15 protein-coding genes are annotated in these 14511 nt (G+C 42.6%); 12 read left to right on the top strand and 3 right to left on the bottom strand.

Annotated features, from left to right (window positions below; genetic code table 11):
* The first annotated feature begins 66 nt into the window (after positions 1-66).
* From ACTHPA_RS06160 to ACTHPA_RS06140, 5 genes are all read left to right on the top strand, one after another.
* Entirely contained in the window at positions 67-1821 is a 1755-nt protein-coding gene (locus tag ACTHPA_RS06160; protein WP_440499289.1) for an ABC transporter ATP-binding protein, read from the top strand.
* A gap of 5 nt (positions 1822-1826) precedes the next feature.
* Positions 1827-3608: an ABC transporter ATP-binding protein gene (locus ACTHPA_RS06155; RefSeq protein WP_440499648.1), complete on the top strand. Its 1782-nt coding sequence runs from the start codon at positions 1827-1829 to the stop codon at positions 3606-3608.
* Positions 3609-3768: 160 nt separating this feature from the next.
* On the top strand, positions 3769-4479 hold the full coding sequence (locus ACTHPA_RS06150; protein ID WP_440499288.1) for a cytochrome c biogenesis CcdA family protein: 711 nt from the start codon (positions 3769-3771) through the stop codon (positions 4477-4479).
* A 68-nt stretch (positions 4480-4547) separates the two neighbouring features.
* Positions 4548-4877: a thioredoxin family protein gene (locus ACTHPA_RS06145; protein WP_440499287.1), complete on the top strand. Its 330-nt coding sequence runs from the start codon at positions 4548-4550 to the stop codon at positions 4875-4877.
* A complete protein-coding gene (locus tag ACTHPA_RS06140; protein ID WP_440499286.1) occupies positions 4870-5394 on the top strand; it encodes a CcdC family protein in 525 nt (174 codons plus the stop codon). Before ACTHPA_RS06145 ends, ACTHPA_RS06140 begins: the two co-directional genes overlap by 8 nt.
* 42 nt (positions 5395-5436) lie before the next feature.
* Here ACTHPA_RS06140 and ACTHPA_RS06135 read toward each other — a convergent pair whose 3' ends face one another.
* The gene (locus tag ACTHPA_RS06135; protein ID WP_440499285.1) at positions 5437-5862 is read right to left on the bottom strand and encodes a DUF2621 domain-containing protein; all 426 of its coding nucleotides are present in this window, start codon (positions 5860-5862) and stop codon (positions 5437-5439) included.
* 119 nt (positions 5863-5981) lie between these two features.
* On the opposite strand from ACTHPA_RS06135, the gene ACTHPA_RS06130 reads away from it, so the two are divergent.
* The 5 genes from ACTHPA_RS06130 (at position 5982) to ACTHPA_RS06110 (ending at position 8054) form a co-directional block, all read left to right on the top strand.
* Positions 5982-6200, top strand: coding sequence for a DUF1659 domain-containing protein (locus ACTHPA_RS06130; RefSeq protein ID WP_440499284.1), 219 nt, complete (start codon positions 5982-5984; stop codon positions 6198-6200).
* 20 nt (positions 6201-6220) lie between these two features.
* Positions 6221-6439, top strand: coding sequence for a DUF2922 domain-containing protein (locus ACTHPA_RS06125; RefSeq protein ID WP_440499283.1), 219 nt, complete (start codon positions 6221-6223; stop codon positions 6437-6439).
* Positions 6440-6530: 91 nt separating this feature from the next.
* Positions 6531-6659, top strand: a complete 129-nt coding sequence (locus tag ACTHPA_RS06120) for a YvrJ family protein (RefSeq protein ID WP_440499282.1) — start codon at positions 6531-6533, stop codon at positions 6657-6659.
* Between the two features lie 109 nt (positions 6660-6768).
* The gene (locus tag ACTHPA_RS06115) at positions 6769-7368 is read left to right on the top strand and encodes an SCO family protein (RefSeq protein ID WP_440499281.1); all 600 of its coding nucleotides are present in this window, start codon (positions 6769-6771) and stop codon (positions 7366-7368) included.
* A gap of 26 nt (positions 7369-7394) precedes the next feature.
* Positions 7395-8054, top strand: coding sequence for a lytic transglycosylase domain-containing protein (locus tag ACTHPA_RS06110; RefSeq protein ID WP_440499280.1), 660 nt, complete (start codon positions 7395-7397; stop codon positions 8052-8054).
* A gap of 50 nt (positions 8055-8104) precedes the next feature.
* On the opposite strand, the gene ACTHPA_RS06105 is transcribed toward ACTHPA_RS06110, so the two are convergent.
* Both ACTHPA_RS06105 and ACTHPA_RS06100 read right to left on the bottom strand, forming a co-directional pair.
* Positions 8105-8359: a GlsB/YeaQ/YmgE family stress response membrane protein gene (locus ACTHPA_RS06105; RefSeq protein ID WP_440499279.1), complete on the bottom strand. Its 255-nt coding sequence runs from the start codon at positions 8357-8359 to the stop codon at positions 8105-8107.
* Positions 8360-8470: 111 nt separating this feature from the next.
* Positions 8471-9016, bottom strand: coding sequence for a cysteine hydrolase family protein (locus ACTHPA_RS06100; RefSeq protein WP_440499278.1), 546 nt, complete (start codon positions 9014-9016; stop codon positions 8471-8473).
* A 277-nt stretch (positions 9017-9293) separates the two neighbouring features.
* Here ACTHPA_RS06100 and acnA point away from each other — a divergent pair, with 277 nt between their 5' ends.
* Positions 9294-12008 carry an aconitate hydratase AcnA gene (gene acnA, locus ACTHPA_RS06095; RefSeq protein ID WP_440499277.1) on the top strand — a complete coding sequence of 905 codons (2715 nt, stop codon included), beginning with the start codon at positions 9294-9296 and terminating at the stop codon, positions 12006-12008.
* Positions 12009-12181: 173 nt separating this feature from the next.
* Complete coding sequence (locus ACTHPA_RS06090; RefSeq protein WP_440499276.1) at positions 12182-14416, top strand: YcdB/YcdC domain-containing protein; 2235 nt, start codon at positions 12182-12184, stop codon at positions 14414-14416.
* Positions 14417-14511: the final 95 nt, after the last annotated feature.

The following is a 14511-nucleotide window of genomic DNA, read 5'->3' as shown; positions in this document are numbered from 1 at the left end:
TCGTACCTTTTCTATTGTTCGGACTTTTGATAGACTATTCAAAGATAGAGAAAAAGGGGGATTACTTTGAAAGTTTTACTACAGCTTGGCTGGTTTTTCAAACAACGGAAGAAACAATATGGACTCGGGGTCGCAGCGCTCGTGTTCGTTTCCTTATTGCAATTGCTTCCTCCGAAAATCATCGGCTTGATCGTCGACGATATTACGGAAGCCACATTGACAGCTTCCGAGCTGACGAAGTGGCTTATCATCCTGGCGATTGCTGGAGTGTTGATGTATCTGTCTCGCTATTATTGGCGCGTCATGATCTTTGGCTCCGCGGTGCTATTATCGCGAACGATGCGAGAGAAATTATTCAATCATTTTACGAGAATGTCACCTTCTTTTTATCAAAAGAGGAGAGTCGGGGATTTGATGGCACATGCGACAAATGACATCAACGCCGTTCAACAGACGGCAGGAATGGGAATTTTAACCCTTGTCGACTCCATTTCCACTGGAGGTTTCGTCATCTTGACGATGGCATTGACGATCAACTGGAAACTGACAGTCATTGCACTCATCCCGTTTCCATTTATGATTTTCCTCACAAGTTATTACGGAAGATTGCTGCGCAAGCGTTTCCGCTTCGCTCAAGAAGCATTCTCCAATCTAAATGATAAGACGCAGGAAAGCATTTCTGGCATTAAAGTAATCAAAACATTTGGACAGCAAAAGGAAGATATTGAAGATTTCACGGATCTATCGACGGATGTCGTCGCTAAAAATATGAGAGTGGCGAAAGTGGATGCACTTTTCGATCCGACAATCACAGGCATCTTTGCGGTATCATATATTCTATCTTTCTATTTCGGAACTAAATTTATCATAGCAGGAGATATGTCCATCGGTGATATGGTGGCGTTCAGTACATACCTTGGGTTGCTCGTATGGCCAATGCTCGCTTTCGGGTTCCTGTTCAACATCGTGGAACGCGGAAATGCATCGTATAGCCGTATTACGGAACTATTATCGATCGCTCCGGATATTAAAGATGTCACAGGGGCTATCGATCGACGTCCAGAAGGGGATCTCCACTTCGACATCGAAGAGTTCAAATTCCCTGACGATGAAAGTCCGGCGCTACATAACGTACATTTCACTATAAAACGTGGGGAGACACTTGGAATTGTCGGGAAGACCGGCTCTGGAAAGACAGCAATTTTGAAATTATTGCTGAGAGAATTTGAAGGATATAAAGGAAGCATCGTATATGGCGGGCATCCGATCAACCAATATAAACAGCAGCGTTTACGTGAATCGATCGGTTACGTGCCACAAGATCATTTCCTATTCTCTACGACGATTGCAGAAAACATTGCATTTACCAATCCGAAATTAGATCGGGAAGAAATTTACGAAGCGGCAAGGCTTGCGCATATCCATGACGATATTACAGGATTTGCTGAAGGCTATGAGACAGTCGTAGGTGAACGCGGCGTTTCCTTATCGGGAGGCCAAAAGCAACGTGTATCTATTGCACGTGCGCTTATCATGCAGCCTGAATTGCTCATTTTAGATGATTCACTGTCCGCGGTCGATGCAAAAACCGAGGAAGCGATCCTTGAATCGCTGAAACGAACACGGACAGGTGAAACAACAGTCATTACGTCTCACCGATTAAGTGCCATCCAACATGCGCATAAAATAATCGTCATGCATGAAGGAACGATCGTCGAGGCGGGAACGCATGAAGAATTACTTGCGTTGAATGGAAGGTATAAGGAAATGTATGACTTGCAGCAATTGGAAGTGCTTGTCGAGCAAGGAGGGGAAGAATAATGCAGATGGAAAAACAGCCTAAATTGACGGCAAAGGACCAGTGGATCGTTTTTAAACGGTTGATGCGCTATGCAATCCCGCATAAAGTAAGCATCACGGTCGCATTGTTCTTCCTTGTATTAACGATAACGGGGAGCATTGTCGGGCCGCTAATCATCCAATCATTCATCGACGATTATTTGACGCCTCTTCATTTCCCTAAAAACGAAGTGTTGACATTAGCGCTCGTCTACATCGGTTTGCAGATTTTCATTGTCGTTGTGTCCTATTTTCAATTGCTCCGTTTTCAGGACATAGCCTTAAAGATTATTCAACAAATGAGGATTGATGTATTTACAAAAGTACAGGGGCTTGGCATGCGTTATTTTGACCGGACACCGGCAGGAAGCATAGTCTCGCGTGTGACGAATGATACGGAATCAATCAAGGAAATGTTCGTTAGCGTCGTCGTCACTTTCCTGCAAGCGATCTTCGTCATTATCGGTGTTTACATCGCGCTCTTTTCACTTGATGTGAAATTATCATTTGTATCAATGATTTTATTGCCGTTATTTATGGCGATTATCATAGTCTATCGTCGTTACAGCGCCGATTTCTATCAGGATATTCGCGAACGATTGAGCCAATTGAATGCTAAAATCGCCGAGTCATTATCAGGCATGGGCATGATCCAAGCATTCCGGCAGGAGGAACGGTTGGCAAGTGAGTTTGATGATATTAACGAAGGCCATTATCGTGCAGGAATGCGGAATATTAAGTTCGATAGTATTCTTCTAGGGCCGTTCATCGACTTGCTTTACGCTTTCGCTATCGTTTTCGTTCTCGGTTATTTCGGATTCATGTCACTTGATAGTGCAGTCGAAGTAGGGATCATCTATGCATTCACGACGCTGATTGGTCGTTTATTCCAGCCGGTCCAGCAAGTAATGCAGCGGATGTCCATTTTCCAGCAGGCGCTCGTTTCGGCATCTCGAGTATTCAAATTAATGGATGATCCGGATATGGAGCCTGCCCAACAGGAAACAGAGCATAAGGAAATCCAAGAAGGAACGATCGAATTCCGAAATGTGACGTTTTCTTACGATGGCAAGAATGATGTGCTGAAAAACATCTCCTTCAAAGCGAATGCCGGCGAAACAGTTGCGTTGGTCGGTCATACGGGAAGCGGGAAGAGCTCCATCATCAACTTGCTTATGAGGTTCTATGAATATGGCCAAGGTGAAATCCTCATTGATGGAGTCTCATTAAAAGACTTGCCAAAGGCGGAACTGCGGAAGAAGATCGGGCTTGTCCTACAGGATCCATTCTTATTCTATGGAGATATTGAAAGTAATATCCGTCTGCATAATAAGGAAATGACTTCCGAGGAAGTCCGAGCTGCAGCTGAATTTGTTCAAGCGAATGAATTCATTGAAAAACTGCCGGATAAATATTCGCAAAAGGTTACAGAGCGAGGGTCGACATTCTCGAGCGGACAGCGTCAATTGGTCGCATTTGCGCGGACAATTGCGACGAACCCGAAAATCCTCGTATTAGATGAAGCGACTGCGAATATCGATACGGAAACAGAAGTTGCCATTCAGGCAAGTTTGGAAAAAATGCGGAAAGGCCGTACGACAATTGCGATCGCCCATCGATTGAGCACAATCCAGGATGCAGAGCTCATCCTCGTCCTCCATCAAGGGGAAATCGTCGAACGCGGAACGCACCAGCAGCTTCTGTCACAAAAAGGACTCTATTACATGATGTATCAATTACAAAATGGTCTCGTGGAAGACGCTATGTAACATAACGGTTCGCCAACGCATTCATTGCGAGGGCGAATCGTTTTTTTTATTGCAGTTCAGAGCACCTACGATACGTTCATTAATTGTTCACAGTCAAATTGAGCGAATTTCGGCTTCGGATTTGGTACGATGGGAGAAGAAAAATGAAGGGGAGAGAATGATGGGAACTGATTTGAATATATTTCTAGCATTTGGCGCAGGTTTCCTGAGTTTCATTTCGCCTTGCGTCCTGCCATTGTATCCGGCATTCATATCTTATATCACCGGCATGTCGATCGAAGAGCTGAAATCAGATTCAAAACGGATGAATCGGAATGGTATGCTCCATACACTGTTCTTTTTACTCGGATTCTCAATCGTCTTTGTCTTTTTAGGATTCAGTACATCATTTGTCGGCAATTTTTTCGTACAGTACAAAGATATTCTTAGGCAAATCGGTGCTATTTTCATCGTATTGTTTGGTTTAATGGTCATCGGATTGTTTACACCGAAATTCTTAATGAAAGAGCATCGCCTGCAATTCAAAAATCGTCCAGCTGGTTATTTAGGGACGGCTTTGATCGGACTTGCTTTTTCAGCAGGCTGGCAGCCATGCATGGGACCAATCATCGGAGCGATTATCGGATTAGCAGCAGCAAATCCGGGTTCCAGCATGCTGTATATGATGATGTATGTGCTCGGGTTCGCGATTCCATTTTTCGTCTTGTCGTTTTTCATTACACGACTTGGCTGGATTCGCAGAAACAGTAATCTTATTATGAAAATCGGCGGTTATATTATGATTGCCTTTGGACTATTACTGTTCTTTGACGGCATCGTTTTCCTAACAAGCTTACTAAGCCCGATATTTGGAGATTTCCAAGGGTTTTAAGATTCATTCCAGAGCCTCCGAGTGTTTTGCTTGGAGGCATAATTGATTGTGAAACGGAGGAAGTGCCGGTGAAAGAAATCGATTCTTTTGACCAATGGCTTACTATATCAGCAAGCGAGCCGAAGCTTCTATTGTTTGTAAAAACGGATCATTGCTCTGTTTGTGAAGGGCTTTATCCGCAAGTGGCCGAGCTTGAAAAAAAATATCCTTTCCCATTTTATAAAGTCAATGCGGCACAAGTCCCCGAAGTAGCTGGGCAACTCTCATTATTCACCGCTCCTGTCGTTTTGCTGTTCCGTCAAGGAAAGGAAATGACCAGGTTCGCCAGGTTCGTTCCGATGGAGCAACTGAAACATCGGATGGATGAGTTAGGGGAATGGGGGGAGGATTATGCTTAAACTTCAGGAGTTCGTTGACTTCATTTTCAATGAAATCCCCTCTATTTACTTGATTGTCGGTTCGACTTTTCTATTCCTCTTTATGGGGACAATGGCATTCATCGTGCGGACAAAAGCGGCAAAAAGACCAATTTCACCGAAACGAATCATTTTGCCGCCACTGTTCATGTCGACAGGGGCGCTCATGTTTTTATTTGAAGAGTTCAGGGTGCCGTTTCCTCAAGTCATCGAAGCGATCTGTGTCGGATTGCTATTTTCCGTTGTATTGATAATAACGACGAATTTTGAAGAAAAGGACGACAAGCTCTATGTCAAGAAGTCCAAAGCTTTTATAATCATCCTTTTCAGTTTGCTTATCATACGTTTTGTAGCAAAATTGATATTAAGCAGTTCTATTAATGTGGGAGAGCTTGGCGGCATGTTCTGGATATTGGCATTCGGCATGATTGTCCCATGGCGTATCGGAATGCTAGTTAAGTATTACAAATTAAAGAATTCCATTGAAAAAACCTCCTAATGCAGGAGGTTTTTTTGAGTGACGGTCTAGACTCCGCTTTTGTTAATCAAATAAATGCTCATAAGGTGTGAGATCGATTTCCATAGAGTCCAATTTTCTTCGTAAAAATTTATGATCGCGTTTAGGAGTAGCGACGATGTAGCCGCGGATAATATGATCAAAGCCTATCGTCTTTGCGCGGTCCTCTAACGCAATCTGGCCGATTTTTGCACCGATCTTCTGTTTCGCGACATCGCGGAATAATTCCGGAACGGGGCTGACAAGTTCATTCAAAAGATCTTTCGCTTCCTCATTCCAGAGATGAAGGGATTCATTCACATAATGTTCTTCCCAGTCAAGCGTCGATTTGCCGTCTGCTTTCGGAAACACTTTTAGGAATTTGCGGAACATGAAAAAGCCACCGATTCCGAAAAGCCCGATTAGAACGACACACCAAAAAATGATGAACCATATAAACAAGTCTTGCAACTGTCTTCACCTCTTCCATTCTACTCCCCATTATAAGAGCTTTTTCAAAAAAGTACACGGACAAAGTATCCTTTTTCGCTTCCGCGGTCTATATAACGTGTGAAAGGAGGGGAAAGCAAATGGCGACAATCGAATTCAGGCATGCAGTCGGAAAAGTGTATTTCGACGGAGGTATGACAGAAGATGGGAAAATGATTCGCAAATCAAAAACCTATCGCAATCTAGCAGAAGGGGCAACTGCAGAAAATCTGTATAACGCTCTTTTACAATTGGCACAGTTGTCCGAATATCCGTTTATCGGGGCGGAGAAAGTGGAAACAGCAGACATTATGAATTAATGAAAAAGGGGGAATGAGAAATGGCAACAACATTACAATTGAACTTTCTAACAGCTGCAGGGAAGCAGACGTCCATCACTGTAGATGAGCCGAAAAACGGATTGACACCATCCGAAGTGGAGGCAGCCATGCAGCAAATCATCAGTTCGGGTGTATTTGAAGTAGATGGTTCTCTGCTTGAATCCGTGAAAGGCGCACGAATCATCGAGCGTACTGTCACCGAACTTGTAAAAGCATAATCGTATTCGGCTCCCAGTCCCGCGCTGGGAGCCTTTTTAAATTGAATCTAGCTACAGGCGCCCTGCGCTTTATGGGAGAGGAGGTTTCAAAATGGAACAATGGCTGGAACTTATACAGCAGATCGGATTTCCGATATTTGTATCATTCTATCTGTTGCACCGGCTTGAAACGAAGCTGGAAGCGATCCATAGTGCCCTCGTTTCATTAAATGTGAAATGAACTTCACTGAAACGTCAATGTTTCGACAAGAAGGATTGGTCCGTACGGTTGTTTGATAAGCACCTATCCACTATGATAAAGTAAGTATTGAAAGTGGAGGAGTCTGTATATGCGCAAAAAAATCTTTTTATCATTCATCATGATGCTTATGCTATTATTGAGCGCATGTTCAATGGGCGGATTTAAAGCGGATCATAAGTATAAGATTGATCCGTTTGAGTTTACGAATCAGCATCATGAACAAGTATCTCTCGACGATTTGAAGGGAACTGTCTGGATTGCCCAGTTTGTCTTCACGAACTGTGAAACCGTCTGTCTGCCGATGATGGCTAATATGGCAGATCTTCAGCAGATGTTGCATGACGAAGGTGTCGAAGATTATAAAATTGTTTCATTCAGTGTAGACCCGAAAATTGATACGCCAGAAACATTGCAAGAGTACTTGGATACATTCGATCCTGTCGATCAAAGCAAATGGGAAATGTTGACCGGCTATAGCCAGGAAACGATTGAAAACTTGGCAATTGGTTCATTCAAGACATTCGTCAGTAAAACGCCAGGAGTGGACCAAGTCACTCACGGTACTGCATTCAGTTTGATCAATAAAGACGGAGTGTCTGTGAAGACGTATAACGGCGCAGAAGACGTGCCATATGAAGATATTATAAAAGATATGAAAGCGCTCATTAAAGAAGAGCCTAAATCGTAACATTTTGAACGGAAAAGGGTGGTGCAGTGAAGAAGAAGAAAAAGGGGTTATCCATTAAAACGAAAATCTTTATGATCGTTTTGCTCATCCCCGTCGCTGTAACCACCTTCACCTTATCGGCAATCATTTATACAGGCATCCAGAACCCCGAACTCATAAAGAAATCGGCAAGCACTTTGCTGGAATACCAAGATCGTCACACTTCTTTAGTTATTCCAGAGGAGTATATTCCGATCTATAAAGCAGCGGCGGAGGAATATAGTGTTCCTTGGACACTACTCGCTGCCCATCATCGAATAGAAACCCGGTTTTCAACGATGGATCCATTGTTATCTCCTGCGGGTGCTGAAGGGCATATGCAGTTCATGCCTTGCACATTTGTAGGCTGGGGATATCCAGGGTGCGAAGGGCTTGGAAAAGGGAATATACCTGACAAGGACAAGACAGATCCTGCTGTCATTCAAAAGTATGGCGGGTATGGAGTCGATGCGAACGGAGACGGGATTGCCGATCCTTTTGATATTGAAGATGCTATCTTCAGCGCAGCCAACTATTTATCCAAAAGCGGTGCTGCCGACGGTGAAATTGAAAAAGCGATATTCCATTACAATCATAGCGACAAATATGTAGAAGACGTATTATGGTTTTTCAATGAATTTGAAACCCAAAGACTTCAGAACGAATAAAAAAGCGTCAAGGGAAAAATCCCTTGACGCTTTTTGTTACCTTTTAAAAATTAAGTAGCTCTACGCATTGATTTCATGATCAAGCTCACAATAAACACTAGAATAATCGCGCCGAGTAATGCAGGAAGGATATAGAAGTCAGACACTCTAGGACCCCATTCTCCTAGCAACATTCCACCGATCCATGCGCCGATAATACCTGCAATGATATTACCGATGATTCCGCCTGGAATATCTTTTCCTAAAATAAGTCCTGCGAGCCAACCGATAACTCCTCCGATAATTAGAAACCAAATAAAACTCATTTGCTCCATCTCCTTTTTAGTGATTCATAATTGCTTATGTAGTATTTGAATATCCGTTTTTTCCATACATTAAACATCTATCGCAATTGAATCACCAAAAAAGGATGATCGTCACTGTATGACTTTAGCTCCCAAGGTCTTCTCAAAATGACGTAGTGCCCAATCGTGTCCAGCTGGATCAAAGCTTGCTACACCTTTTTCATGGATGACGATAGAAAAGCCACGATTATAGGCATCGACTGCTGTGTGAAGAATGCATATATCTGTGCAAACGCCCACGAGGTGCAATTCAGTTATGCCACGTGCACGGAGCTGCAATTCAAGGTCGGTGCCTGCAAAAGCGCTAAATCGTGTTTTATCCATCCAAATAATTTTATCTTTATTTTCCTCGTACAAAGTGTGTAACGCACCATAAGGAGATCGTCCTGCAGTACCTTTAATATTATGCGGAGGAAACAGCTTCGTTTCAGGATGGTATGGATCATTCTCTTCATGAAGATCGACAGGCATAATGACAAGATCCTCTTTTGTCAAAAAATCTTTTGTCAAGTCGACAATATACGCTTCCAGGTCGATGCCGGGTTGACCGCACGTCAATGCGCCATCCTGCGCAACGAAATCATATGTGTAGTCAATTACTAATAATGCTTTTTTCAACAATCCCACTCCCTTTACCTAATCTTCCTTATCATCATGCCACAAAGATAGAAAAAATTCAGTAGAATTCTATCAGTATGAAACCAAACCTTTGCATGAATGAGTTTTTCAGAATATACTTGACGGTGAGCTGGTTCTCTATGCCTTCATACATATGGTCATCATGTTTTCTTATGAAAGACTATAATTTTTATGTATTTTACTTATCAACGTACCTGTACTATGATGGAATAGAGAAACGCTTACACACAACCTTTTCAATAAAGGAGGAATTACAATGGCAAAAAGCAATTTGCACAATAGCCGCCAATCATTCGAATTGAATGGCAAGACGTATAACTACTATCGTCTGAAAGCCCTCGAAGAAGCTGGCATTGCAAACATTTCCAAACTACCATACTCAGTAAAAGTGCTACTTGAATCCGTCCTGCGCCAACATGACGGTTATGTGATCAAAGATGATCACGTTGAAAACTTGGCAAAATGGGGCAAAGATGCAGATAAGGACGCAGAAGTTCCTTTCAAACCTTCCCGCGTTATTCTGCAAGACTTCACTGGAGTTCCAGTAGTCGTTGACCTTGCATCCCTTCGTTCAGCAATGGCAGAAATGGGCGGAGACCCGAACAAAATCAACCCGGAAATCCCGGTTGACCTTGTCATCGACCACTCGGTACAAGTTGACCGATATGGTTCTGAGGATGCGCTTCGCTTGAACATGGAACTTGAATTTGAACGCAATGCTGAGCGTTACCAGTTCTTGAGCTGGGCTCAAAAAGCTTACGATAACTATCGTGCTGTTCCTCCGGCAACTGGTATCGTTCACCAAGTTAACCTTGAGTACCTTGCAAGCGTTGTACACGCAATTGAAAACGAAGACGGCACATACGAAACATACCCAGATACACTTGTCGGAACTGACTCCCATACAACAATGATTAACGGTATCGGTGTTCTTGGATGGGGTGTTGGTGGTATTGAAGCAGAAGCAGGCATGCTTGGTCAACCTTCATACTTCCCAATTCCAGAAGTAATTGGTGTTAAGCTTGTTGGCGAACTTCCAAACGGAACAACTGCAACTGACCTTGCGTTGAAAGTGACACAAACACTTCGTGCCCATGGCGTTGTCGGTAAATTTGTCGAGTTCTTCGGTCCTGGCGTATCGAAATTACCGCTTGCAGACCGTGCGACAATTGCCAACATGGCTCCTGAATATGGTGCAACTTGCGGTTTCTTCCCAGTTGACGAAGAATCCCTTGACTACATGCGCCTAACAGGAAGAGAAGAAGACCATATCCAAGTTGTTAAGAAATATCTTGAAGAAAACGATATGTTCTTCACACCAGATAACGAAGAGCCTACTTACACAGAAGTAATCGAAATCGATCTTTCTAAAATCGAAGCAAATCTTGCTGGTCCGAAACGTCCACAAGATATGATTCCGCTAACAGAACTACAACGTTCTTTCAAAGATTCTGTTGTAGCTCCTGAAGGGAACCAAGGTTTTGGTTTGACTCCGAAAGAATTCGAAAAGCAAGGAACAGTTGAATTTGCAGACGGCCGCACTGTCGGCATGAAAACAGGCGATCTTGCAATCGCAGCAATTACTTCTTGTACAAACACATCCAACCCTTACGTTATGTTAGGTGCTGGACTTGTTGCGAAGAAAGCTGTCGAAAAAGGTCTTACACCTCCTGCATACGTGAAAACGTCATTAGCACCAGGTTCAAAAGTCGTTACAGGCTATTTGGAAGACTCCGGTCTCTCAAAATACTTGGATCAAATCGGATTCAACACAGTCGGTTACGGTTGTACGACATGTATCGGAAACTCCGGTCCTCTTCTTCCTGAAATCGAAAAAACGATTACAGAAAACGACCTATTAGTTTCTTCTGTACTTTCCGGTAACCGTAACTTCGAAGGACGTATCCATCCGCTCGTAAAAGCGAACTACTTGGCTTCACCGCCACTTGTTGTCGCTTATGCACTTGCTGGAACAGTTGATATTGATTTTGAAAAAGACCCGATCGGTAAAGCGAAAGACGGTACAGATGTTTACTTTAAAGACATTTGGCCATCTTCGGAAGAAGTGAAGGAAGTCGTAAAAGCGACAGTAACACCTGAACTATTCCGTAAAGAATACGCTCGCGTATTCACAGAAAACGAAGCTTGGAATGCAATCGAGACAACTGACGATTCTTTATACGATTTCGATGAAAACTCGACATATATCCAAAACCCTCCGTTCTTCGAAGGTCTTTCAAAAGAGCCTGCTGACATTCAAGCTCTTTCCGGACTTCGCGTCATCGGTAAATTCGGTGATTCCATTACGACGGACCATATTTCTCCTGCAGGTGCTATCGGCAAAGATACACCAGCCGGTAAATACTTGCGCGAGCGCGGCGTAGAGCCACGTTACTTCAACTCATACGGTTCTCGCCGTGGGAACCACGAAGTAATGATGCGCGGTACATTCGCGAACATCCGTATCCGTAACCAAATTGCAAAAGGTACAGAAGGCGGATTCACAACATACTGGCCAACAAAAGAAATCTGCCCAATCTATGATGCAGCAATGCGTTATCAAGAAGATGGAACTGGCCTTGCAATCCTTGCAGGTAAAGACTACGGTATGGGCTCTTCACGTGACTGGGCTGCGAAAGGTACTTCATTGCTCGGTATCAAAACAGTCATCGCTGAAAGCTATGAGCGTATCCATCGTTCAAACCTTGTCATGATGGGAGTTCTTCCACTTCAATTCTTGAATGGGGAAAGCGCTGAAACACTTGGCCTAACAGGCGAAGAGGAAATCAGCGTAAACATCGCGGAAGGTGTAAAACCACGCGATATTCTGAAAGTGACAGCAACTGCAAAAGACGGCTCCGTCAAAGAATTCGACGTGTTAGCACGTTTCGACTCTGACGTAGAAGTAGATTACTACCGTCACGGCGGAATCCTTCAAATGGTTCTTCGTGATAAAATGAAAAACAATTAATAAGCAGAACAAAGGCGTCCGAGTAAATCGGGCGCCTTTTCTATATGTTTTATTTATAAAAGCAGCGCATTTAATGTCATGTAACTTGGTTTCGGTATTTTCTTCATCGGACAATCATACAATCTATCGATTGCTTAAAAACGTACTAAGAAATGCAATTTAGGAGGATTATATTGGCGAATGTAAAAAAGCTAGGTATGATTGTTACTTCTACCGTCTTGTCTTTTGGCATGTTTTCATCGATTGCAAACGCTTCAACTACGAATAATGGACAACCAGAAAAAGTACGGATCCAAGTTGCTTCCACTGACAATGTCATATCGAAAGAACAATTGGTACAAAAGTTTAGAGAAATGTTCCCAAACCAGTTTGATTTCTTAAAGATTAGTGATTTTCAAATGAACAGTTCTCATATTTACCCTGAGGACGAAACGGTGCGGCATGACCTTTATTTCACTAAAATGATTGATGGAAAGCGAGTGTACGGGAATATTGGATTTGTTGGTGAGGACTTGGACATTGAATACTTTTCCTATCAACCTCCTAATGTAAAAGATGCTTTGTTTCCTGCAAAAGTATCTAAAGAAGAAGCAAAGAAAATTGCAGAAGATTTTATGAAAAAATTTCTTGATGGAAAAGACTATCAGTTAGAAACTGACATATACAATTATTATCCGCAGCAAATCTTAACAGAACCGATCCGTTATTCATTTACATTCTCACGAACAAAAAATCAAGTTTCCATCGCTGACCAAAGAATGGATGTGTCCGTATTAGGAAACGGGGAAGTCGTCAGCTTTTACAAGATGTTTTCACAATCTAAAAACTCTACTTTTGCTGATGTTACACATTTAAAAGATAAGAATGACATGGTAAAGCAAGTGAAAGCGAATCTATCCGTAGAGTTGAATTATCAAATTAACTATGATTATCAAACAGGTGATCGAAGTGCAGAGCTCATCTATCGACCAACTGCAAAACTGCAAGGGATAGAAGCGGCAACAGGAAAATGGATGACTGCAGACGGATATACAACTGATCTTCCGGGCAAAACAAAAATTGAAGCAATTACAGAGAAACCTCTTCCGGTAAAACAAGACGGGATTACGGTAGAAGAAGCAAAGAAAATCGCTGAAAAATTTCTTGCCATTGATTCGGATAAAGTAAAGTTAAAAATCGAGTCGATCCATGAAATGGAGAATTACAATGGGCAGGAAGTCATTTACGTTCAATATATGTATCAACATGCGACTGGCGGTTCAGGATCAGGCATAGAGATTAATAAGAAGACAGGGGAAGTTCTTAGCTACTACAATATGAAAGATCATCTACTTACCGAAGTTGGGGAAGATCCTGAAAAAAATAACGCCCTTTCCAAGCAGGAAGCGCTTAAGCAAGCTGTGAAATATGTAAAAGAATGGATCCCTTCCTATCTTCACATGTATGCATTGCCTGTCGATGAGCCTTATTTTGACGATAGATTAGGCACGTATCAATTTGCCTTCCCAAGAATTATGAATGGTATTATCGTTACGGGCGATCAGATTCATGTCGGGGTTGCGGGTGACGGTTCTTTGAATAGTTTAAATGTCAATTATCAAGAGATGGAAAACTGGCCATCCAGCGACAATGTCATTTCAGAACAAGAGGCAAAAAAGATTTTAGAAGAGGCACTTACGCTTAAGCTCACGTATATGAAACATGCTAAAAATGAAAAGGAAAATCACTATGACCTCGTATATTTGCCTGTTTTCAACGATGACCCATTTAGTTATGTAAATGCCAATACCGGGGAATGGAATAACTTATTTAATGGCAAAGATTCAATTACCGTAACACATCCTTCGGCGGAAGAGGAGCTCAATTATCTTATTAACGCCAAAGTGCTGGATGTGAAAGATGCGAACACTTTTAACGGCGATGCTTCCATTTCGAGAGGAGAAGCATTGAACGTGCTTATAAAATCACTCACATATTTCTATCACGGCAGTTATTTTTACGGTCAGGAAAACACAAACCAAACATTTGAAAATATCGATGCGAAACACCCGTTATATCAAGAAATTGAACGTGCGGTTGAAACTGGAATCATCAAAGCGGATAGTAAGGACTTTGATGCCGATGCACCAATTACAAGAGAAGAGCTTTCGGTTTGGATGATCCGTGTAATGGGGCTTGAGAAAGCTGCAAAAGATAGCAGCATCTTTTCGTTAGGCTTTGAAGATGCTGATAAGATAAAATCTGCGAATGTAGGCTATGTAGCGATGGCGAATTCGATGGGCTTATTGCAAGAGGAGCAAAATCGGTTCAACCCTGAACGCGAAGTGACGTATGCGGAGTTGGCGGTGTCGACGATTCGGCTAGCCCATGCAATTGCTGAAAGTGGAAGAGGCATACAATACTATTAACCGATAGACGGTAGTAGTTAATTAATCACCTGTTAGCATCATACCGCATTCACCCCTTGATTGGGAGGAATGCGGTTTTTTCATGTCTCACCAAA

It is taken from the genome of Sporosarcina sp. SAFN-015, from assembly GCF_051966875.1.
GTDB lineage: Bacteria > Bacillota > Bacilli > Bacillales_A > Planococcaceae > Sporosarcina.
The sequence above is the reverse complement of the archived record's forward strand: the minus strand, read 5'-3'. Positions and strand labels throughout refer to the sequence as shown.